This is a genomic window from Pseudomonas sp. Tav-5-1A, from assembly GCF_055755055.1.
Window position 1 is genome coordinate 656,850 of record NZ_CM146901.1, and the last position, 20,983, is coordinate 677,832.

Genomic DNA, 20,983 nt, shown 5'->3' on the forward strand with positions numbered 1-20,983 from the left:
GTCATCTCCTAGGAACGGAACAGGCGGCTGTACTGGCGCTCATGGGCCATGCTCGCCAGGGACAGGCCGAAGGCGGCGCTGCCGTAGTGGTGGGGGTCGAGTTCGCTGGCGTGCTGCTGAGCCTGCTGCAGCAAGGGCAGCAGCTCGCTGGTCAGGCGCTGGGCGGCTTGCTGGCCCAGCGGCAGGGTTTTCATCAGCACCGCCAATTGGTTTTCCAGCCAGCTCCACAGCCAGGCGGCCAGGGCGTCGGCGGGGCTGATATTCCAGGCGCGCGCGGCCAGCGCCCAGCCCAGGGCCAGGTGCGGTTCGGGCGTGGCAGCCAGGAAGTCGCGGGCGGCGCTGTCCAGCTCGGGCAGGCCGTCGAGCAACTGCTTGAGCGAATAGCCCATCTGCCGGCTTTCCTGGGCCAGCTCGCGGGTTTCGCGGCTGGCGCGGTGCTCGTCGCTCAACTCGCGCAAGGCAGGCCAGTCTTCCGCAGCCGCGGCGTTACAGTGGGCCAACAGCAACGGCGCCTCGAAGCGTGCCAGGTTGAGCAGCAACTGATCGCTGATCCACCGGCGCGCGTCGTCGGCCTGCTTGACCGTGCCTTGTTCCACGGCCATCTCCAGCCCCTGGGAGTAGCTGTAGCCGCCAATCGGCAGTTGCGGGCTGGCCAGGCGCAGCAGGGCCCAGGCCGGGTTCACGTGCGCACGCCGAACTGGTGGAGCTTGGGCGCGTAGTTGAAATCTTCCTCGCCATGGCGCGAGTGATGGTGGCCGCCGCCATAGGCGCCATGCTCGGGCTGGAAGGGCGCTTCGATGACTTCGGTGGTGGCGCCCAACTGGTCGAGCATGGCTTTCAGCACATAGTCGTCCAGCAGGCGCAGCCAGCCATCGCCCACTTGCAGGGCCACGTGGCGGTTGCCCAGGTGGTAGGCGGCGCGGGTCAGCTCGAAGGCGCTGGCGCAGGTGACGTGTAGCAGGGTTTCGGGGCGGGCCACGACTTTCACCACGCGGCCGTCCTGGGCTTCGAGGAATTCGCCGTCGTGCAGCGGCGGCTGGCCGCGCTCCAGAAACAACCCGACGTCTTCGCCGTCGGCACTAAAACAGCGCAGGCGGCTTTTGCTGCGCGCTTCGAAATTCAGGTGTAATTCGGCCGACCAGTCAGGTTTTGGCTCGGTTCTGCGGTGGATCACCAGCATTTTCAGGCATCCGGCTGAGTGCGATAGTTTGCTGACAGCAAGCATCTTGCCAACATGCGAGCGCTGCGAATGCCGGCCTTGCGCCAGAACTTGGGGCAACAAAATGTTACATATTGGTGCGCTTCAGCCTGTATGGCACCAAGCTGGGTCAGTCGTCAATACTGCTCAAACCATGCCAGTGCTTGGCGCCCATGAAGATGAAGCGCAGCTGCTGGGTGATCTTCGCCTGGGGCGACAACTGCCGGGGTAGAGCCTCGGCGGGCGGGTCGATGAGCTCGGGCAGGGTGGCGAACACGGTCTTCACCACCAGGTCCGCCATCACCGCCAGGGCGGCGCTGTCCAGGTGCTGCCACTTGGGCATCAGCGCCAGGTCTGCGGCCAGGTCCGAGCTGATGCCGTCGCGCAGGCAGGTCAGCGCCTGGCGTACTGGGCGCGAGTCGCCGTACTGCTCGCGGGCCAGGAACAGGAACTGCGAGCGGTGCGCGGCCACGCTGTCGAGGAAGATGCGCACAGAGGCGTCGGTCAGGCCCTTGAGCTCGAACTCGTTGCGGCGCACGCGGCGGATGGTTTCGCGGAAGGTTTCGCCCACTTCATTGACCAGGGCCAGGCCCAGCTGGTCCATGTCGTCGAAATGGCGGTAGAAACCGGTGGGCACGATGCCCGCGGCCTTGGCCACTTCACGCAGGCTGATGCTGCCGAACCCACGGCCGGCATCGATCAATTGCCGGGCGGCATCGAGGAGGGCGTGGCGGGTCTGCTGTTTCTGTTCGGCGCGGGGCAGCATGGTGCGGGATTCTGTGAAGGGCAGCGCAGCACTCTAGCAAATCGGCGGAAAAATCAAAGCCCGGTACGGGGACCGGGCTTTTTCCAGGGCAGCCAAGGCTCAGCTCGCGCGGTTCAGGGTACGGTCGGAGCCGTCCTGGGCGACGCGCATCAGGGTGCGGTCAGAGCCATCTTGAGCAACGCGGTTCAGTGTGCGGTCGGAGCCGTCCTGGGCAACGCGGTTCAGGGTGCGGTCCGAGCCGTCTTGAGCGACGCGGTTCAGGGTACGGTCAGAACCGTCCTGGGCAACGCGGTTCAGAGTGCGGTCCGAGCCATCTTGAGCAACGCGGTTCAGAGTACGGTCCGAGCCGTCTTGAGCAACGCGATTCAGGGTACGATCCGAACCATCCTGGGCCACGATCACCGCAGCGCTGTGCTGGGCAACGGCAGGTTGGACGTTGCTGGCGGCGAACACGTTGGCGGCCAGTACAGAGAGGGTCAGGGTCAGCAGCAATTGGCGTTTCATGATTTGGCGCTCCTTTGGAGGGCTGAAAAGTGGGTACGAAGCCAATGCTACTCTTGAGAATTAGATATAAAAGTTCATAAGGACAATGGTAACAATCAACGGAATTGATTGTTTGCCCTGGGGCTGTCTAATCAAGGCCTTACGCGGGTTTCGCCTGCACTGTCGCGGGGATTTTCCGCGGCGGCTGCGCTTTCATGGAACGTCCATCGATGAAAGTGTTCGGCGATTTCATCAATCGGGTTAAACCCCCGGGCGGTTTGCCAGTCCTAAGGTAATTGCTGCAACCAGGCGGGCCGCCGTTTTCCGGCTCGCTGTCACTTGGAGATTCGTGCATGACGCGCCCCCGCAAGATCCTGGCCTGGACAGTTGGCACTCTGGTGCTGCTGATCGTCGTACTGGTGGTGGTCATTGCCACCTTTGACTGGAACCGGGTGAAGCCGACGCTCAACGCGAAGGTGTCCGAAGCCCTGCACCGCCCGTTCGCCATCAACGGCAACCTGGCCGTGCACTGGGGCCGCGAGCCCGACGAGGGCGGCTGGCGCGCCTGGGTGCCGTGGCCGCACTTCGAGGCCGAGGACCTGACCCTGGGCAACCCCGAATGGTCGAAAGAGCCGCAGATGGTCGGCCTCAAGCGCGTGGCGTTCCGCCTGTCGCCGCTGCCTTTGCTGGCCGAGCGTATCGTCATCCCGCGCATCGACCTGACCCAGCCAGACGCCAACCTGCAACGCCTGGCCGACGGCCGCGCCAACTGGACCTTCGACTTCGGGCCCAAGGACCCTAACGCCGAACCGTCGAAATGGGTGATGGACATCGGCGCCATCGGCTTCGACAAGGGCCACGTGGTATATGACGACGTGACCCTGAAAGCCCACGCCGACGTGCTGATCGACCCGCTGGGCAAGCCGATTCCGTTCAGTGACATCGTCGGCAGCGGCGCGGCGAAGAAGGTCAGCGACCAGGGCGGCAGCGCCCAGGACTACGCCTTCGGCTTCAAGGTCACCGGCCGCTACAAGGACCAGCCCGTCAACGGCACCGGCAAGATCGGCGGCCTGCTGGCCCTGCAGGATGCGGCCAAGCCGTTCCCGGTGCAGGCCGACGTGCGCATTGCCGACACCCACGTGGCCGTCGCTGGCACCCTGACCGACCCGCGCAACCTCGGCGCCCTGGACCTGCGCCTGAAGCTGGAAGGCGCCAGCCTGAGCAAGCTGTACCCGCTGACCGGGGTGACGCTGCCCGACTCGCCGCCGTATTCCACCGACGGCCACCTGCAGGCCAAGCTCCATGAGCCCACCGGTGCCACCTTCGAATACCAGGGCTTCAACGGCAAGATTGGCAACAGCGATATTCACGGCGACCTGAGCTTCGTCGCCAGCCAGCCGCGGCCCAAGCTGACCGGCAAGCTGGTGTCCAACCAGCTGCTGTTCACCGACCTGGCACCGCTGATCGGCGCCGACTCCAACGCTAAGCAGGCCGCGCGCGGCAGCGAAAGCAAGCAACCGGCGGGCAAGGTGCTGCCGGTGGAAGAGTTCCGCACCGAGCGCTGGCGCACCATGGACGCCGACGTCGAGTTCACCGGCAAGAAGATCGTGCAGAGCAAGGAGCTGCCGTTCACCGACCTCTACACGCACCTGGTGCTCGATGACGGCCAGCTGAACCTGCAACCCCTGCGCTTTGGCGTGGCGGGCGGCAACCTCGACGCGCAGATCGGCCTCAACGGCCGCACCACGCCGTTGCAGGGCCGGGCCAAGCTGACCGCGCGCGGCTTCAAGCTGAAACAGCTGTTCCCCACCTTCGAACCGATGAAGACCAGCTTCGGCCAGCTCAACGGTGACGCCGACATCGCCGGCACCGGCAACTCGGTGGCGGCCTTGCTGGGCAGCGCCAACGGCGATCTGAAGCTGTTGATCAATGATGGCGCGGTCAGCCGCAGCCTGATGGAGATTGCCGGGCTGAACGTGGGCAACTACGTGATGGGCAAGATCTTTGGCGACAAGGAAGTGAAGATCAACTGCGCCGCCGCCGACCTGGGCATCAAGGATGGCCTGGCGGCGCCACGGCTGTTCGTGTTCGACACCGAGAACGCGATTATCTACATCGATGGCACGGTGAACTTCAAGACCGAACAGCTGGACCTGAAGATCACTCCCGAATCCAAGGGCTTCCGCCTGCTGTCGCTGCGTTCGCCGCTGTACGTGCGCGGGCCGTTCGCCAAGCCAAGCGCTGGCGTGCAAGCGGTGCCGTTGCTGCTGCGTGGCGCGGGGATGATTGCCTTGGGCGTGGTGGCGGCCCCGGCGGCAGGGCTGTTGGCGCTGGTGGCACCCAGCGGTGGCGAGCCTAACCAGTGCACGCCGTTGCTGGAGCAGATGAAGGCGGGCAAGGCGCCGAAGACAGTGCCGAGCACTCGTTGAGGCTACCCATGTGGGAGCGGGCTCTGCCCGCGAAAAGGCCCCCGCGCTTGATCAGACAAAGCGCGGGGGCCTTTTCGCGGGCAGAGCCCGCTCCCACTGGTTGGATGTAACGCTACTTACAGCCCTTCGAGAATATCCGCCATGTCATCGGCGTGTTCTTCTTCCTGGGCCAGGATCTCCTCGAACAGGCGGCGCGAGGTAGGGTCCTTGTCGCCGATGTACTGGATGATCTCGCGGTAGCTGTCGATGGCGATACGCTCGGCCACCAGGTCCTCGTACACCATTTCCTTGAGGTTGCTGCCCGGCTTGTATTCGGCGTGGGAGCGGCTGCTGAGGCTGTCGGGGTTGAAGTCCGGCTCGCCGCCCAGCTGCACGATGCGTTCGGCCAGCTTGTCGGCGTGCTCGGCTTCCTGGCCGGCGTGCTCCAGGAACTCCTCGGCGGCCACGTGGGCCTTCACGCCCTTGGCCATGTAGTAATGGCGTTTGTAGCGCAGCACGCACACCAGCTCCGTGGCCAGCGAGTCGTTGAGCAGGCGCAGCACCTCCTGGCGGTCGGCGTCATAGCCTTCGGTCACGGCGCCTTGGTCAACATTCTTGCGAGCGGTTTCACGCAGGGTGTTCTTGTCGGTCAGTGCAATGGTCATGACATTCTCCAGGCTATACGGTTGGGGCCGTCAGGCTCTATCGCGCCCGTCATTGGCTGACGGGCGCCCGGCTCGATCGGTACAGAGGGTGTGAGTGCGCGAGATGCCGGAAAGTTTTATCCACGCGACATCAGGGCATCGCCTTGACGTTGCCCTTGTGCTGGGCGCAGGTCATGAAGCCCTTGCTGTCCACGTGGCCGGTGCCGTCGAAGCTCACGTAGTAGGCCTGCTGCTTGCCGTCGGTGTTGAGCACGTAGTTATTGCAGGTGCCGGCGGCGGTCTTGCCGTTGCCATCCACGACGCTGGAGGGGGTACCGCCGATGGCGATGACCTGCTGCATGGTCATGCCGGTGTCCACCTGCTTGACCAGCGGCTCGTTGCGGTAGGTGACAAAGTCCACGGGGTTTTCGACCTTGGTGTTGGCGCAGCCCGCCAGCGAAGCCAGTACGCACACTGCAGCCAGGGTTTGCTTGTACATAGGTGTCGCTCCTTCGAATGAGCCAATAGTGGCCCCGTAATACTGTGGCAACGGCGCCACGCAGGAGTTCGATGTCAGTGCGCTAGTATGTTGGCTTGCTCCCCAAGGATGCCCACGCCATGGCCAAGCCCGGCGCTACCCGCTACCCCATCATCCTGGTGCCCGGCATGCTCGGCTTTGTCCGGCTGCTGCTGTACCCCTACTGGTTCGGCATCGTCCGCGCGCTGCGCCGTGGCGGCGCGCAGGTATTTCCGGTGCAGGTGTCGCCGATCAACAGCACCGAGGTGCGCGGCGAGCAGCTGTTGCTGATCATCCAGCGCATCCGCCACGAGACCGGCGCTGCCAAGGTCAACCTGATCGGCCACAGCCAGGGCGCACTGACCGCCCGCTATGCCGCGGCCAAACGCCCGGACTGGGTGGCGTCGGTGACCTCGGTGGCCGGGCCCAACCATGGCTCGGAGCTGGCCGACTACCTGGAGCGCCGCTACCCGCACAACTCGGTGGGCGGGCGCCTGCTGCATGTCGTCCTGTACCTGCTGGGGCTGTTGATGGGCGTGCTGGAAACCGGCTGGCGCGGGCCGCTGCTGCCCATCGACGTGCACGGGTCGCACAATTCCCTGACCTGCGCCGGGGTGGCGCGCTTCAACCAGGCGTATCCACAGGGCCTGCCCGCGACGTGGGGCGGGCAGGGCGAGCCGGTGGTCAATGGCGTGCACTACTACTCATGGTCGGGGGTGTTGCAGCACCCCTTGGCCGACGGCGGCGGCAACCGCCTGGACGGCTCGCACCGCAGCTGCAAGCTGTTTGCCCGCACCTTCGTGCGCGAGGCGGGGCAGTGCGACGGGATGGTCGGGCGCTTCAGCTCGCACCTGGGCCAGGTGATCGGCGACGACTACCCCATGGACCACCTGGACATCGTCAACCAGTCCCTGGGCCTGGTAGGCAAGGGGGTGGAGCCGGTGCGGCTGTTCACCGAACACGCCGCCCGGCTGGCGCAGGCCGGGCTTTAGGCGCAGGCGCGGGCACGGCCCAGCGGCGTGGTCCAGCGCTCGGCCATGATCACCCCGCCCAGGGTCAGCAGGCCGCCCACCAGGTGGTACAGCGCCAGTTGTTCATGCAGCACGGCGGCGGCAATCAGCGCGGTGATCAACGGCAGCAGGTTGAAGAACAGCGTGGTGCGGCTGGGGCCCAGGCGGCTGACCGCCTGCATCCACGCCAGCGGTGCGACCATGGAGGCCAGCAGGCAGGCGTACAGCACCAGGCCGATGTTGCCCAGGCCCAGGCCCACCTTGGGCGACAGCACGAACAGCGGCAGCAGCACGATAATCGCCACCAGCACCTGCAGGTACAGCAGTTGCAGCGCTGGCAGGCGCAGCTGCCATTTCTTCAGCAGCGTGCTGTACACCGCGTAGGCCAGGGTGGCCAGCAGCATCATCGCGTCGCCACGGTTCAGGCCGTGGGCCAGCAGGCTGCCCAGTTGCCCGGCCGAGACCACCACCAGCACCCCACCCAGCGATAGCACCGCGCCGAACAGCGCGCCGGCAGTGAGGCGCTGGCCCAGGGCGACGATGGCCATGGCCAGGGACATCAGCGGCATCAGCGAGAGGATGATGCCCATGTTGGTGGCGCTGGTCAGCGCCGCGGCAAAGTACGCCAGGCTCTGGTACACCGCCATGCCCAGCAGGCCCAGCACGAACACCTTGCCCAGGTGCGGGCGGATCGCCGCGCGGTTGGCCCACACCTTGGGCAGCAGGAACGGGGTGAACAGCAGGCCGGCGAGCAGCCAGCGGTAGAAGCCGATTTCGGCGGGGAAGATGGCGCCCACGGCCATCTTGTTGATTACGGTGTTGCCGGCCCAGATCAGAATGGCCAGCAACGGAAACGCGTATTGCATGGGGAACGCCTGTCAGTCGATAAGGCGCGATTATCCCCGCTTTGCACTGCGCGCACCTACCGCCAAGCCGTCAACCGACCCTGCGAATCCTACAATCTGCGCCGCCAGGGGCTGTTGCAAAGTTTGTCTACACTTCAGGCGAGGCTGCGCGGCCCAGCGCGGCGACAAGGAGAAAACTCCATGAAAATGCTGCACGCGCCCCTGCTGGTGCTCGGCCTGCTCCTGTGTTCTCAAGGCTTTGCCGCCACTGCGCAACAGAACAAGATGACCACCTGCAACGCCGACGCCACCACCAAGGGCCTCAAGGGCGATGAGCGCAAGACCTACATGAGCACGTGCCTGAAAGCCGCCCCAGCGGCGAGCACCACCAAGACCCTGACCCCGCAGCAGCAGAAAATGACCACCTGCAACGCCACCGCCAAGACCCAGAACCTGAGCGGCGATGCGCGCAAGACCTTCATGAGCAGTTGCCTGAAGAAATAGTCTCGCGCACAACGATCCCTGTGGGAGCTGGCTTGCCAGCGAGCTTTTCAGGCCTCAACAGCTCGCTGGCAAGCCAGCTCCCACAGGCCGCCACTGGCTCTGCCAGGCGAAGGCTGGCAGACTGCCGGGTCCTTCCATGTCGTACGTGTTCGAGGCTGTATGCCAACGTTTTCCCAGCGTCACGTGTTATGGGCCAGCCTGATCATTATGTTCTGTGGTCTGCTGCTGGTGATGCCTTTGCGCCTGCTGCCCAGCCTGCTGGCGGGTTTGCTGGTGTATGAACTGGTCAATATGCTCACGCCCAAGCTCGAGCACCTGATCTCCGGGCCGCGCGCGCGCTGGGTGGCGGTGGCGTTGCTGGGCACGGTGATCGTCAGCCTGCTGGCGGTGATCTTCGCCCTGGCCATCAGTTTCCTGATGCACGAGGCGGAGAACCCGGGGGCCTTCCTCGACAAGTTCATGGACGTGCTCAACCGCGCCCGTGGGCAACTGCCGCCGTCCATCGATGCCTACCTGCCGGCCAACGTCACCGAGTTCCGCTCGGCCATCAGCGACTGGGTCAGCAAGCACCTGGCCGAGCTGCAACTGGTGGGCAAGGACGCGGTGCGCACCTTCGTCACCCTGCTGATCGGCATGGTGCTGGGCGCTATCGTGGCGTTGAACCGCATTCCGCCCGAGGCTGAGCACAAGCCGTTGGCGGGCGCCTTGCTGACCCGCCTGACCCTGCTGGTGCAGGCGTTCCGCAATATCGTCTTCGCGCAGATCAAGATTGCCGCCTTGAACACCGTGTTCACTGCGGTATTCCTGCTGATCATCCTGCCCTTGTGCGGCATCAAGCTGCCGCTGCACAAGACCATGGTGGTGCTGACCTTCATCCTCGGCCTGCTACCGGTGATCGGCAACCTGATCTCCAACACCCTGATCACCATCATCGGCCTGTCGGTGTCGCTCTGGGTGGCGGTGGCGGCGCTGGGCTGGCTGATGCTGATCCACAAGCTGGAATACTTCCTCAACGCCCGCATCGTGGGCAGCCAGATCCGCGCCAAGTCGTGGGAGTTGCTGCTGGCGATGCTGATCTTCGAGGCGGCTTTCGGGCTGCCGGGGGTGGTGGCGGGGCCGATCTACTACGCGTATCTGAAAAGCGAGCTGCGCCGCGCCGAGTTGGTGTGATGGCCCATCGCGGGCAAGCCCGGCTCCTACCGAATGCGTAGGAGCCGGGCTTGCCCGCGATGGTCGCGGCGCGGTGTTTAGCCGTAGCGCTTGCGCGCCTCGATGGCCAGGCCGCTGCCAATGCTGCCGAAGATGTTGCCTTCCACGTGCCGCGCGTTGGGCAGCATGGCCGCCACGCTGTTGCGCAGCGCCGGGATGCCGCTGGAACCACCGGTGAAGAATACGGTGTCGACCTGGGCCACGCCCACGCCGGCATCGTTCAGCAGCGCCGTGACGCTGCCGCGCACCCGTTCCAGCAGGGTGTCGATGGACGCTTCGAACAGCGCGCGGCTCATGTCCACGCTCAGGCCCGGCTCGATGCGGTCCAGCGGCACCAGGCGGTTGTCGGCGTGGGTCAGCTGGATCTTGGTCTCTTCCACTTCCATGGCCAGCCAGTGGCCGGCGCGCTGGTCGATCAGCTTGAACAGGCGGTCGATGCCGGCGGTGTCTTCGATGTCGTAGCGCATGCTGCCCAGGGCCAGCTGGGATTTCTGCGAGTACACCGAGTTGATGGTGTGCCAGGTGGCCAGGTTCATGTGGTGGCTGGTGGGCATGAACGCCCCGCTTTTCATGCGGCTGCCGTAGCCGAATAGCGGCATCACGCCCTGCAGGCTCAGCTGCTTGTCGAAGTCGGTACCGCCGATGTGCACGCCGCCTGTGGCGAGGATGTCGCTATGACGGTCGTCGATGGTGTGGCGCTCGGGAGCCAGGCGAATCAGCGAGAAGTCCGAGGTACCACCGCCGATGTCGACGATCAGCACCAACTCTTCGCGCTGGATGGTGGACTCGTAGTCGAACGCCGCGGCAATGGGCTCGAACTGGAACGACACGTCCTTGAAGCCGATTTTCTTCGCCACTTCTTCCAGGGTGTCCTGGGCTTCCTGGTCGGCAGCCTTGTCGTCGTCGACGAAATGCACCGGGCGGCCCAGCACCACTTCATCGAAGGCACGGCCGGCGTTGGCTTCGGCGCGCTTCTTCAGCTCGCCGATGAACATGCCCAGCAGGTCCTTGAAGGGCAGGGCGGTGCCCAGCACGCTGGTGTCGTGCTTGATCAGCTTGGAGCCCAGCAGGCTCTTGAGCGAGCGCATCAGGCGGCCTTCGTAGCCTTCAAGGTATTCGTGCAGCGCCAGGCGGCCGTACACCGGCCGACGCTCCTCGATATTGAAGAACACCACCGACGGCAGGGTGATCTTGCCGTCTTCCAGCGCAATCAGGGTCTCGACGTCCGGCCGGTGCCAGCCGACGGTGGAGTTGGAGGTGCCGAAGTCGATGCCGCAGGCGCGGGCCGGGGTTTGGTTGGTCATGTCGTTGCCGGATTCTGTGCAAAAAACGGCCGCGCAGTTTATGCCAGTGGTAGCGATAATCAAGGCCATGGGGCGTTTAATTGCCACACGGTCGCACCTTGAAAGCGCGCCTCGGCCCCCCAATCTTGCAGTCATCCCCTACGACTGCGCCGCTGCGCCTTCAGCAAAGCGTACCGGCAGTCGATAAACTTACACCCCATTGCCAGGTCTCTACACTAAGTGGACTGACCGCGCGATCCCGATAAACGGATGGTGATCCTTCGATGGACTTCAAAGACTACTACAAGATATTGGGCGTGGAGCCGACCGCGGACGAGAAGGCGATCAAGACCGCCTACCGTAAGCTGGCACGCAAATATCACCCCGACGTCAGCAAGGAAAAGGACGCCGAGGACAAATTCAAGGAGGCCTCCGAGGCCTATGAAGCGCTGAGCAACGCCGACAAGCGTGCCGAGTACGACGAGATTCGCAAGTACGGCCAGCACGGCCGTCCGTTCCAGGGCCCGCCAGGCTGGCAGGGCCGTGGTGGCGGCGGCTTCGAGGAAAGCGCCGGCGACTTTTCCGATTTCTTCAGCTCCATCTTCGGCTCGGCCGGGCGTGGTGGCAATGGCAACCCCTTTGGCCGTGGCCAGCAACGCAGCGCCGGGCGGCGAGGACAAGACGTGGAAATGGAACTTGCAGTATTCCTCGAGGAAACCCTGGCCAACGAGTCGAAGCAGATCAGCTTCCAGGTGCCGCAGCACAACGCTGCCGGCCAGCAGACCGGGCACACCACCAAGACCCTCAACGTCAAGATCCCGGCCGGCGTCACCGATGGCGAGCGCATCCGCCTCAAGGGCCAGGGCGCGCCGGGCGTGGGTGGTGGTGCGAACGGCGACCTGTACCTGATCGTGCGGTTCGCCCCGCACCCGATGTTCGACGTGGAAGACCACGACCTGATCATCACCGTGCCGCTGGCGCCGTGGGAAGCGGCGCTGGGCACCAAGGTGGCGGTGCCTACCCTCACCGGGCGCATCAACCTCACCATCCGCCCCGACAGCCAGAGCGGCCAGCGCCTGCGCGTGAAGGGCAACGGCCTGCAACGCAAGCAGGGCGAGCGCGGTGACCTCTACGCACAACTGAAAGTGGTAATGCCCCCGCACGCCGACGAAGCCACGCAAGCGCTGTGGAAAACCCTGTCGGAGAAGGCGGCATTCGACCCCCGAGCCAACTGGAGTCGTTGATCATGGAAACGTCCCGCTACGTTCAACTGGACATGCAAGCGTTCTGTCAGGCCACCGAGATGTCGGCGGCCTATGTGATTGAAATCGTCGAGCACGGCATAGTGGAACCCACGGGACGGTCCCCGGAGGAATGGTTGTTCGACGACTTTTCCCCACTGATCGCGCGGCGCGCGGCGAAGTTGCACCACGACCTGGACCTGGAATGGGAAGGCGTGGCACTGGCGCTGGAGCTGCTGGAAGAAGTCCGCGACCTGCGCGCCGAAAACGCCCGGCTGCGCCAGCGCCTGGGGCGCTTTGTGCAAGGCTGATATAACTGTGGGAGCTGGCTTGCCAGCGAGCTTTTGAGGCCCTGGAAACCAGTTCCCACAGGGTTTGTGTCTAGAACAGGAAATACCGCTGCGCCATCGGCAGCGTCTCCGCCGGTTCACACCACAGCAGCACCCCGTCGGCCTTCACCTGATAGGTCTGCGGGTCGACGTCGATCGCCGGCAGGTAGCCGTTGTGAATCAGGTCGGTCTTCTTCAGCGTGCGGCAGCCCTTTACCACGCCAATCTGCTTCTTCAAGCCCAGCTGCTCCGGCACGCCGGCGTCCAGTGCTGCCTGGCTGATGAAGGTAATGCTGGTGGCATGGCGCGAGCCGCCGTAGCTGGCGAACATCGGCCGGTAGTGCACGGGCTGCGGGGTGGGAATCGAGGCGTTGGCGTCGCCCATCAGGCTGGCCGCGATGGCGCCGCCCTTGAGGATCAGCGTCGGCTTCACGCCGAAGAACGCTGGGCGCCACAGCACCAGGTCGGCCCATTTGCCAATTTCGATGGAGCCTACCTCATGGCTGATGCCGTGGGTGATGGCCGGGTTGATGGTGTACTTGGCGATGTAGCGCTTGGCGCGGAAGTTGTCGTTGCCCGGCGCGTCCTCGGCCAACGGGCCGCGCTGCTTTTTCATCTTGTCGGCGGTCTGCCAGGTGCGCGTCACCACCTCGCCGACGCGGCCCATGGCCTGGCTGTCGGAGCTGATCATCGAGAAGGCGCCCAGGTCGTGGAGGATGTCCTCGGCGGCGATGGTCTCGCGGCGGATGCGGCTTTCGGCGAAGGCCACGTCCTCGGCGATGCTGGGGTCCAGGTGGTGGCACACCATCAGCATGTCCAGGTGTTCGTCGATGGTGTTGCGGGTGAACGGCCGGGTCGGGTTGGTGGAGCTGGGCAGCACGTTGGGGAAGCCGCAGGCCTTGATGATGTCGGGGGCGTGGCCGCCGCCGGCGCCTTCGGTGTGGTAGGTGTGGATGGTGCGGCCCTTGAACGCGCCGAGGGTGGTTTCCACGAAGCCCGACTCGTTGAGGGTGTCGGTGTGGATGGCCACCTGCACGTCGTACTGGTCGGCCACGCTCAGGCAGTTGTCGATGGAGGCGGGGGTGGTGCCCCAATCTTCGTGCAGCTTGAGGCCGATGGCGCCGGCCTTCACCTGCTCGATCAGCGGCTCGGGCAGGCTGGCGTTGCCCTTGCCGGTGAAGCCGATGTTCATCGGGAACGAGTCGGCCGCCTGCAGCATGCGCGCCATGTGCCACGGGCCTGAGGTGCAGGTGGTGGCGTTGGTGCCGGTGGCCGGGCCGGTGCCGCCGCCGATCATGGTGGTGACGCCGCTCATCAGCGCTTCTTCGATCTGCTGCGGGCAGATGAAGTGGATGTGGGTGTCGATGCCGCCGGCGGTGAGAATCATGCCTTCGCCGGCGATGACTTCGGTGCTGGCGCCGATGGCGATGGTCACGTCGGGCTGGATGTCCGGGTTGCCGGCCTTGCCGATGGCGGCGATGCGGCCGTCCTTCAGGCCCACGTCAGCCTTGACGATGCCCCAGTGGTCGATGATCAACGCGTTGGTGATCAGCGTGTCCACCACCTCGGCGGCCAGCAGCTGGCCCTGGCCCATGCCGTCGCGGATCACCTTGCCGCCACCGAATTTCACTTCTTCACCGTAGGTGGTGAAGTCCTTTTCCACTTCGATCCACAGGTCGGTGTCGGCCAGGCGCACCTTGTCGCCGACGGTGGGGCCGAACATGTCGGCGTAGGCTTGTCTCGAGATTTTCATTGTCTGCCTTTGAATTCCAATTTCATGACCCCGCGGGGGCCTTACAAATCGCCCATGACGCGGCCGGCGAAACCGAACACGCGGCGGTGGCCGGCCAGGTCCACCAGTTCCACCTCGCGGCTCTGGCCCGGCTCGAAGCGCACGGCGGTGCCGGCCGGGATGTTCAGGCGCATGCCGCGGCTGGCGGCGCGGTCGAAGGTGAGGGCGTCGTTGGTTTCGAAGAAGTGGTAGTGCGAGCCCACCTGGATGGGCCGGTCGCCGCTGTTGGCCACCGTCAGGCTGAGGGTGCGGCGGCCGACGTTGAGTTCGATGTCGCCGGGTTGGATCTGGTATTGGCCGGGGATCATTCAGGCTTCCTTCAAAGAGTCTTGTAGAAAAACGCCGTGGCGGTGTATTCGCCGTCCGGGCGGCAGGCAAAGCCGGGGATCTGCCCCGCGCGCTTGTAGCCCTGGGACAGGTAGAACGCCTCGGCGGGCGAGCCGGCCTCGGTGTCCAGGTGCAGCAGGCCGCGCTTGTATTGGCGGGCGGCGACTTCCACCGCTTCCATCAGCTGCTGGCCCATGCCGCGGCGCTGGGCGTCGCTGCGCACCATCAGCTTCTGCACCTCGGCGCGGTTCAAGCCGTTTACGCGCTTGCAGAACACCAATTGCGCGCTGGCCAGCACCTGCTCGTCACGTACTACCACCCACAGCACCAGGTCATTGATGGCGATGCGGTTCTTCACTTCGTCAAGAAAACTGTTGGCTTCATGGGCGTCCACGTCGGCGAGGAAGCCGATGGAGGCGCCTTGCTTGACCGAGTCCAGCAGCAACTCGACCAGGCCCTGGCGGTAGTGGGCGAAGCTTTCAACGGTGACGCGGCGCAATTGGGCGGCATTCATGGCGGCTTACTCCACGGGAGTCGGGGAAGGTTCGGCGCCCGGGTTCAGGATCAGTTGCATGAAGGTCAGGTCCAGCCAGCGGCCGAACTTGCTGCCCACTTGTGGCATCTGCCCCGTGATCGTGAAACCGAGTCGCTCGTGCAGACGGATGGAGGCCACGTTGCCACTTTCGATGGCAGCCACCATCACGTGTTTTTCGCAGCCGCGTGCGCGTTCGATCAGGGCTTTCATCAGTGCGGGCCCCAGGCCCTTGCCTTGTTGATCGTTGCGCACGTAGACCGAGTGTTCGACGGTCTGGCGGAAACCCTGGAAGGGACGCCAGTCACCAAATGAAGCGTAGCCCAGCACAGCATCATTGGCGTCCACCGCCACCAGGATGGGGTAGTGCTGGGACTGGCGGGCGCTGTACCAGGCCTGGCGGTTGCCCAGGTCCACCGGTTGCTCGTTCCAGATGGCCGTGGTGTTGGCCACGGCATCGTTGTAGATGTCGCGGATGCCGGGCAGGTCGGCGTGTACGGCGTCGCGAATGCGGAAGGTCATGGCAGGCCTCAGGCGATGGGTTGGTGGACGGTGACCAGCTTGGTGCCGTCGGGGAAGGTGGCTTCCACCTGGATCTCGGGGATCATTTCCGGGATGCCTTCCATCACCTGGTCGCGGGTCAGCAGGGTGGTGCCGAAGTGCATCAGCTGGGCCACGGTCTGGCCGTCGCGGGCGCCTTCGAGCAGCGCTGCCGAGATGTAGGCCATGGTTTCCGGGTAGTTGAGCTTCACGCCCCGGGCCAGGCGGCGCTCGGCCACGAGGCCGGCGGTGAAGATCAGCAGCTTGTCTTTTTCGCGGGGTGTCAGGTCCATGGTGTGTCCATTCGGCAGTAACAAAACAGGATTCGAACACGCATTTCATTTGTGGGAGCTGGCTTGCCAGCGAGCTTTTGGGGCCCCAAACAGCTCGCTGGCAAGCCAGCTCCCACAAAATATCAGGTGCTCCAGATTCTTGGGGGCAGGGCTTCTTTGCCCAGCACTTCGGGGCGCAATATTTTCCACAGGCCAATCAGCCAGTCGCGGGCGTGCAGGCCTTCATGGGTCAGGCAGCGGGCTACCAGCAGGCCGGGCAGCTGGCTGAGGTCGCCACGCACCTGGCCTTCCACGGCCCGGCATTGTTCAAGCAACTCGGGGCTGATGTCGGCGGTCACCAGCAAGGTGGCGAACACGGTGTGGCCGTCCAGGCCCATGGGCGAGTCCAGCAGCCCGTCGTTGCCCACCACGCGCTGGCGTTCGTGCCACAGCAGCTGGCCGTCACGGCGAATGTCCACGCGGCTCTGGAAATGCCCGCGCTCGAAGCGCTCGTCCGCCGCCGGGCGGCCCAGGGCGACCATGTCCCAGTACACCAGGCGCGCGTCGCCTTGCAGCTCGACAGTCGTCTGCAGTTCTGCCTGGGCGGCGCTGTAGACGATGGTTTCCTGGGGCAGCCACTCCAGGGTCGCGCCGGGGGCCACAGTGAGGTTCAGGGTCTGGTAGGCGGGCCCGGCCGCGCGGTACCACTTGGCGGCGCCGGGGCTGGTCAGCTGCGCCCAGGCACCGGTGCCGACAGCGACACTGATATCCAGGCGGTCGCCGCCGGCAATGCCACCCGGTGGGTGCACGATGATGTGCTGGCACACCTCGGGGCCTTCGGCATACAGGTGCTTCTGCACCCGCAGCGGGCCCAGGTGGCGGCGCTGAGTGGGCCGGGTGGTGTCGCCGAAACGGCCGTAGCCCAGCTCGAGCTCGGCGTGCCAGCTGGGCGTGTACAGGGCGGTGGAAGCGGGCAGGTTCATAGGCGTGTTCGTTATTGGTTTGTGTGCAGATTAAATGGTTACCAGGCCGCGTACACCCTCGGCCTCCATATTTTCACCGCGGCCGTGCTGCACGATTTCGCCCCGGGACATGACGATGTACTGATCAGCCAATTCTGCGGCGAAATCGTAGAACTGTTCCACCAGCAGAATCGCCATGTCGCCGCGGGCGGCAAGCTTCTTGATCACCGCGCCGATTTCCTTGATCACCGACGGCTGGATGCCCTCGGTAGGCTCGTCGAGAATCAGCAGGCGCGGGCGGCTTGCCAGGGCGCGGCCGATGGCCAACTGTTGCTGCTGGCCGCCGGACAGGTCGCCGCCGCGCCGGTGTTTCATCTGCAGCAGCACCGGGAACAGCTCGTAGATGAACCCCGGCACCTCCTTGGCCTCGCTGGCGCTGAAGCGCGACAGGCCCATCAGCAAGTTTTCTTCCACCGTAAGCCGGCCGAAAATTTCCCGGCCCTGGGGCACGTAGGCGATGCCGGCGTGCACGCGCTGGTGCGGCTTGAAGCCGGTGATGGGTTTGCCTTCCCACTGCACGCTGCCTTCCTTGGACGGGATCAGGCCCATCAGGCACTTGAGCAAGGTGGTCTTGCCCACGCCGTTGCGGCCCAGCAGGCAGGTGACCTCGCCGACCTTCACGTCAAAGGACAGCCCGCGCAGGATGTGGCTGCCGCCGTAGTATTGGTGAAGCTTTTCGACCTGGAGCATGGTTCAAACTCTCCGCATATGGACCTTGTGGGAGCTGGCTTGCCAGCGAGCTTTTGAGGCCCTGAAAGCTCGCTGGCAAGCCAGCTCCCACAACAGCAGTGTTTCCATCAAAAAAGGGCAGGGTCAGCGGCCCAGGTAAACCTCGATCACCCGCTCATCCGCCTGCACCTGCTGCAGCGACCCTTCGGCCAGCACGCTGCCCTGGTGCAGCACGGTGACGTAGTCGGCGATGGTGTCGACGAAGCCCATGTCGTGCTCCACCACCATCAGCGAGTGCTTGCCGGCCAGGCGCTTGAACAGCTCGGCGGTGAATTCGGTCTCGGCGTCGGTCATGCCCGCCACCGGTTCGTCCAGCAGCAACAGCTGCGGGTCCTGCACCAGCAGCATGCCGATCTCCAGGAACTGCTTCTGGCCGTGGGACAGCAGGCCGGCGGGGCGGTGCACCGAGGTGGTCAGGCGGATGGTGTCGAGCACCTCGTCGATGCGGTCTTTCTGCTCGCCCGTCAGGCGCGCACGCAGGCTGGCCCACACCGACTTGTCGGTCTTCTGCGCCAGCTCCAGGTTCTCGAACACGCTCAGGGCCTCGAACACCGTCGGCTTCTGGAACTTGCGGCCAATGCCGGCCTGGGCGATCTGCACCTCGCTCATCTTGGTCAGGTCCAGGGTTTCGCCGAACCAGGCCTTGCCGTGGCTGGGGCGGGTCTTGCCGGTGATCACGTCCATCAGCGTGGTCTTGCCCGCGCCGTTGGGGCCGATGATGCAGCGCAGCTCGCCGACGCCGATGTACAGGTTGAGGTTGTTCAGCGCCTTGAAGCCATCGAAGCTGACGCTGATGTCTTCCAGGGTCAGGATGGTGCCGTGGCGGGCGCTGAGCGCACCGTCCACGCGCTGGCCCAGGCCGATGGCGTCACGGCTGGTGCCGGCGTCGCGGTTGGGTTCCAGGATGGGTTCGAGCATGAACTCGGGAGTCGGCGTGGTCTTCATTGTTCGCCCCTTTGCTTGATCAGGCCGATGACACCCTTGGGCAGGTACAGGGTGACGATGATGAACAGCGCGCCAAGGAAGAACAGCCAGTATTCAGGGAAAGCCACGGTGAACCAGCTTTTCATGCCGTTCACCAGGCCTGCGCCCAGCAGCGGGCCGATCAGCGTGCCGCGGCCGCCCAGGGCCACCCACACGGCGGCTTCGATGGAGTTGGTGGGCGACATTTCGCTGGGGTTGATGATGCCCACCTGGGGCACGTACAGCGCGCCGGCCAGGCCGCACAGCACCGCGCTCAGCACCCAGATGAACAGCTTGAAGCCGCGCGGGTCGTAGCCGCAGAACATCAGGCGGTTCTCGGCGTCGCGCAGGGCGGTCAGCACGCGGCCGAACTTGCTCTGTGCCAGGCGCCAGCCCAGCAACAGGCTGCCCACCAGCAACGCCACGGTGAGCAGGAACAGCACCGCGCGGGTGCCCTGCGAGGTGATGTCGAAGCCCAGCAGGGTGCGGAAGTTGGTGAAACCGTTGTTGCCGCCAAAGCCGGTCTCGTTGCGGAAGAACAGCAGCATGCCGGCGAAGGTCAGCGCCTGGGTCATGATCGAGAAGTACACGCCCTTGATCCGCGAGCGGAAGGCGAAGAAGCCGAACACCAGCGCCAGCAGCCCCGGGGCCAGCACCACCAGGCACAGGGCCCAGAGGAAATGCTGGGTACCGGTCCAGTACCACGGCAGCTCGGTCCACGACAGGAAGGTCATGAACGCCGGTAGGGCATCGCCGGCCGACTCGCGCATCAGGTACATGCCCATCGCGTAGCCGCCCAGGGCGAAGAACAGGCCGTGGCCCAGGGACAGCAGCCCGGCGTAGCCCCACACCAGGTCCAGGGCCAGGGCGACGATGGCGTAGCAGAGGATCTTGCCCACCAGGGTCAGGGTGTAGGCCGACACCTGCAGGCTGCTGGTGTCAGGCAGCAGCGACATCAGCGCCAGGGCCACCAACCCCAGCACCACCAGGGCGCCGATGGCGATAGTGGCCTTGGGGCCGGCCTTTTGCGCGGCGGTTACCATCAATGGTTGGTTCATCAGTCGATCACCCGTCCTTTCAATGCAAAGAGGCCCTGCGGACGTTTCTGGATAAACAGAATGATCAGCGCCAGGATCAGGATCTTGCCCAGCACCGCGCCAATCTGCGGTTCCAGGATTTTGTTGGCGATGCCCAGGCCGAACGCCGCCGAGACGCTGCCGGCCAGTTGGCCGACGCCGCCCAGCACCACCACCAGGAACGAGTCGATGATGTAGCCCTGGCCCAGTTCGGGGCCGACGTTGCCGATCTGGCTCAAGGCCACGCCGCCAAGGCCGGCGATGCCCGAGCCCAGGCCGAAGGCCAGCATGTCGATGCGCCCGGTGGGCACGCCGCAGCAGGCGGCCATGTTGCGGTTCTGGGTGACGGCGCGCACGTTCAGGCCCAGTCGGGTCTTGTTCAGCAGCAGCCAGGTCAGCACCACCACGAACAGCGCGAAGGCGATGATGACGATGCGGTTATAGGGCAGTACCAGGTTGGGCAGCACCTGGATGCCGCCGCTCAGCCATTCGGGGTTGGCCACTTCCACGTTCTGCGCGCCGAAGATCAGGCGCACGGCCTGGATCAGGATCAGGCTGATGCCCCAGGTGGCCAACAGGGTTTCCAGCGGGCGGCCGTACAGGTGGCGGATGATGGTGCGTTCCAGGGCCATGCCGATGCAGGCGGTAACGAAGAACGCCACCGGCAGCGCCACCAGCGGGTAGAACTCAATGGCGCCAGGGGCCAGGCGCTGGAACAGCAACTGTACGGCGTAGGTGGAGTAGGCGCCGATCATCAGCATCTCGCCGTGGGCCATGTTGATCACGCCCAGCAGGCCGAAGGTGATGGCCAGGCCCAGCGCCGCCAGCAGCAGGATCGAGCCCAGGGACATGCCGCTGAAGGCCTGGCCCAGCAGGTCGCCGATCATCAGCTTGCGTTTCACCTGCACCAGGCTGGTTTCGGCGGCGGTGCGCACGCCGGGGTCTTTCTCGACGTCGGGTTGCAGCAGGTTTTCCAGGCGGGTGCGGGCCATGGGCTCGCCGGTGTCGCCCAGCAGGCGCACGGCAGCCAGGCGCACGGCCGGATCCGGGTCTACCAGCTGCAGGTTGGCCAGGGCCAGGCTCAGGGCGGCCTTGACCGTGCTGTCCTGCTCGCCGGCCACCACGTGGTCCAGCAGTTTCAGCTGGGCGGGCTGGGCGCTTTTCTGCAGCTGTTGGGCGGCGGCCAGGCGCGTGGCCTTGTCGTTGTTGAGCAGTTGCTGGCTGGCCATGGCGTTGTCCACCAGGCCGCGCAAGCGGTTGTTCAGGCGCACTTTGCGCAGGTTGCTGTCGCTG

At 65.1% G+C, this 20,983-nt stretch carries 23 protein-coding genes and 1 pseudogene; 6 read left to right on the top strand and 18 right to left on the bottom strand.

The genetic code is table 11. From position 1 onward, the window contains the following. Positions 1 to 8: 8 nt before the first annotated feature. The 4 genes from AC0J42_RS03030 to AC0J42_RS03045 all read right to left on the bottom strand — a co-directional run bounded on the left by AC0J42_RS03030 (position 9) and on the right by AC0J42_RS03045 (position 2,468). Positions 9 to 683, bottom strand: coding sequence for an urease accessory protein UreF (locus AC0J42_RS03030; RefSeq protein ID WP_473005208.1), 675 nt, complete (start codon positions 681 to 683; stop codon positions 9 to 11). Beyond that, positions 680 to 1,180, bottom strand: a complete 501-nt coding sequence (ureE, locus tag AC0J42_RS03035; protein ID WP_416422184.1) for an urease accessory protein UreE — start codon at positions 1,178 to 1,180, stop codon at positions 680 to 682. Before ureE ends, AC0J42_RS03030 begins: the two co-directional genes overlap by 4 nt. A gap of 148 nt (positions 1,181 to 1,328) precedes the next feature. Further along, positions 1,329 to 1,964, bottom strand: a complete 636-nt coding sequence (locus AC0J42_RS03040; RefSeq protein WP_416422185.1) for a TetR family transcriptional regulator — start codon at positions 1,962 to 1,964, stop codon at positions 1,329 to 1,331. A gap of 99 nt (positions 1,965 to 2,063) precedes the next feature. Then, entirely contained in the window at positions 2,064 to 2,468 is a 405-nt protein-coding gene (locus AC0J42_RS03045) for a phage infection protein (protein WP_473005209.1), read from the bottom strand. 332 nt (positions 2,469 to 2,800) lie between these two features. On the opposite strand from AC0J42_RS03045, the gene AC0J42_RS03050 reads away from it, so the two are divergent. Beyond that, the gene (locus AC0J42_RS03050; protein ID WP_473005210.1) at positions 2,801 to 4,876 is read left to right on the top strand and encodes an AsmA family protein; all 2,076 of its coding nucleotides are present in this window, start codon (positions 2,801 to 2,803) and stop codon (positions 4,874 to 4,876) included. A 116-nt stretch (positions 4,877 to 4,992) separates the two neighbouring features. Here the strand turns inward: AC0J42_RS03050 and AC0J42_RS03055 are convergent, their stop codons facing one another. Together AC0J42_RS03055 and osmE are read right to left on the bottom strand one after the other, a co-directional pair. Continuing rightward, on the bottom strand, positions 4,993 to 5,520 hold the full coding sequence (locus AC0J42_RS03055; RefSeq protein WP_416422188.1) for a ferritin-like domain-containing protein: 528 nt from the start codon (positions 5,518 to 5,520) through the stop codon (positions 4,993 to 4,995). A 130-nt stretch (positions 5,521 to 5,650) separates the two neighbouring features. Continuing rightward, entirely contained in the window at positions 5,651 to 5,998 is a 348-nt protein-coding gene (osmE, locus tag AC0J42_RS03060; RefSeq protein ID WP_416422189.1) for an osmotically-inducible lipoprotein OsmE, read from the bottom strand. Positions 5,999 to 6,117: 119 nt separating this feature from the next. Here osmE and AC0J42_RS03065 point away from each other — a divergent pair, with 119 nt between their 5' ends. Continuing rightward, on the top strand, positions 6,118 to 7,008 hold the full coding sequence (locus tag AC0J42_RS03065) for an esterase/lipase family protein (protein ID WP_416422190.1): 891 nt from the start codon (positions 6,118 to 6,120) through the stop codon (positions 7,006 to 7,008). On the opposite strand, the gene AC0J42_RS03070 is transcribed toward AC0J42_RS03065, so the two are convergent. Further along, a complete protein-coding gene (locus AC0J42_RS03070) occupies positions 7,005 to 7,892 on the bottom strand; it encodes a DMT family transporter (RefSeq protein ID WP_473005211.1) in 888 nt (295 codons plus the stop codon). The genes AC0J42_RS03065 and AC0J42_RS03070 overlap by 4 nt on opposite strands. A gap of 180 nt (positions 7,893 to 8,072) precedes the next feature. On the opposite strand from AC0J42_RS03070, the gene AC0J42_RS03075 reads away from it, so the two are divergent. Both AC0J42_RS03075 and AC0J42_RS03080 read left to right on the top strand, forming a co-directional pair. Beyond that, a complete protein-coding gene (locus AC0J42_RS03075) occupies positions 8,073 to 8,375 on the top strand; it encodes a PsiF family protein (RefSeq protein ID WP_473005212.1) in 303 nt (100 codons plus the stop codon). A gap of 159 nt (positions 8,376 to 8,534) precedes the next feature. Further along, entirely contained in the window at positions 8,535 to 9,545 is a 1,011-nt protein-coding gene (locus tag AC0J42_RS03080; RefSeq protein WP_416422193.1) for an AI-2E family transporter, read from the top strand. A gap of 77 nt (positions 9,546 to 9,622) precedes the next feature. Here the strand turns inward: AC0J42_RS03080 and AC0J42_RS03085 are convergent, their stop codons facing one another. After that, positions 9,623 to 10,888: an Hsp70 family protein gene (locus AC0J42_RS03085; RefSeq protein ID WP_416422194.1), complete on the bottom strand. Its 1,266-nt coding sequence runs from the start codon at positions 10,886 to 10,888 to the stop codon at positions 9,623 to 9,625. Positions 10,889 to 11,151: 263 nt separating this feature from the next. On the opposite strand from AC0J42_RS03085, the gene cbpA reads away from it, so the two are divergent. Both cbpA and AC0J42_RS03095 read left to right on the top strand, forming a co-directional pair. Beyond that, complete coding sequence (gene cbpA / locus AC0J42_RS03090) at positions 11,152 to 12,111, top strand: curved DNA-binding protein (protein ID WP_416422195.1); 960 nt, start codon at positions 11,152 to 11,154, stop codon at positions 12,109 to 12,111. A 2-nt stretch (positions 12,112 to 12,113) separates the two neighbouring features. Continuing rightward, the gene (locus tag AC0J42_RS03095) at positions 12,114 to 12,419 is read left to right on the top strand and encodes a chaperone modulator CbpM (RefSeq protein WP_416422196.1); all 306 of its coding nucleotides are present in this window, start codon (positions 12,114 to 12,116) and stop codon (positions 12,417 to 12,419) included. Positions 12,420 to 12,489: 70 nt separating this feature from the next. Here AC0J42_RS03095 and ureC read toward each other — a convergent pair whose 3' ends face one another. The 10 genes and pseudogenes from ureC to urtB all read right to left on the bottom strand — a co-directional run. Further along, complete coding sequence (gene ureC, locus AC0J42_RS03100) at positions 12,490 to 14,190, bottom strand: urease subunit alpha (protein ID WP_416422197.1); 1,701 nt, start codon at positions 14,188 to 14,190, stop codon at positions 12,490 to 12,492. A 41-nt stretch (positions 14,191 to 14,231) separates the two neighbouring features. Further along, positions 14,232 to 14,537 (bottom strand): urease subunit beta, encoded by a 306-nt coding sequence (locus AC0J42_RS03105; protein WP_416422198.1) that lies wholly within the window; start codon positions 14,535 to 14,537, stop codon positions 14,232 to 14,234. Positions 14,538 to 14,548: 11 nt separating this feature from the next. Further along, a complete protein-coding gene (locus AC0J42_RS03110; RefSeq protein ID WP_027979666.1) occupies positions 14,549 to 15,070 on the bottom strand; it encodes a GNAT family N-acetyltransferase in 522 nt (173 codons plus the stop codon). Between the two features lie 6 nt (positions 15,071 to 15,076). Next, positions 15,077 to 15,610, bottom strand: a complete 534-nt coding sequence (locus AC0J42_RS03115; protein WP_473005213.1) for a GNAT family N-acetyltransferase — start codon at positions 15,608 to 15,610, stop codon at positions 15,077 to 15,079. Between the two features lie 8 nt (positions 15,611 to 15,618). Next, positions 15,619 to 15,921 carry an urease subunit gamma gene (gene ureA, locus AC0J42_RS03120; RefSeq protein ID WP_416422200.1) on the bottom strand — a complete coding sequence of 101 codons (303 nt, stop codon included), beginning with the start codon at positions 15,919 to 15,921 and terminating at the stop codon, positions 15,619 to 15,621. Positions 15,922 to 16,043: 122 nt separating this feature from the next. Further along, positions 16,044 to 16,883: an urease accessory protein UreD gene (locus AC0J42_RS03125; protein ID WP_473005214.1), complete on the bottom strand. Its 840-nt coding sequence runs from the start codon at positions 16,881 to 16,883 to the stop codon at positions 16,044 to 16,046. A gap of 30 nt (positions 16,884 to 16,913) precedes the next feature. Further along, on the bottom strand, positions 16,914 to 17,612 hold the full coding sequence (gene urtE / locus AC0J42_RS03130) for an urea ABC transporter ATP-binding subunit UrtE (protein ID WP_416422202.1): 699 nt from the start codon (positions 17,610 to 17,612) through the stop codon (positions 16,914 to 16,916). A 123-nt stretch (positions 17,613 to 17,735) separates the two neighbouring features. Continuing rightward, positions 17,736 to 18,596: an urea ABC transporter ATP-binding protein UrtD gene (gene urtD / locus AC0J42_RS03135; RefSeq protein WP_473005215.1), complete on the bottom strand. Its 861-nt coding sequence runs from the start codon at positions 18,594 to 18,596 to the stop codon at positions 17,736 to 17,738. Further along, a complete protein-coding gene (gene urtC / locus AC0J42_RS03140) occupies positions 18,593 to 19,672 on the bottom strand; it encodes an urea ABC transporter permease subunit UrtC (RefSeq protein WP_473005216.1) in 1,080 nt (359 codons plus the stop codon). The genes urtD and urtC overlap by 4 nt, the downstream gene beginning before the upstream one ends. Further along, positions 19,672 to 20,967: pseudogene (gene urtB / locus AC0J42_RS03145) on the bottom strand (urea ABC transporter permease subunit UrtB); the annotation flags it as partial. The pseudogene urtB and the gene urtC, both read right to left, overlap by 1 nt. Between the last annotated feature and the right edge of the window lie 16 nt (positions 20,968 to 20,983).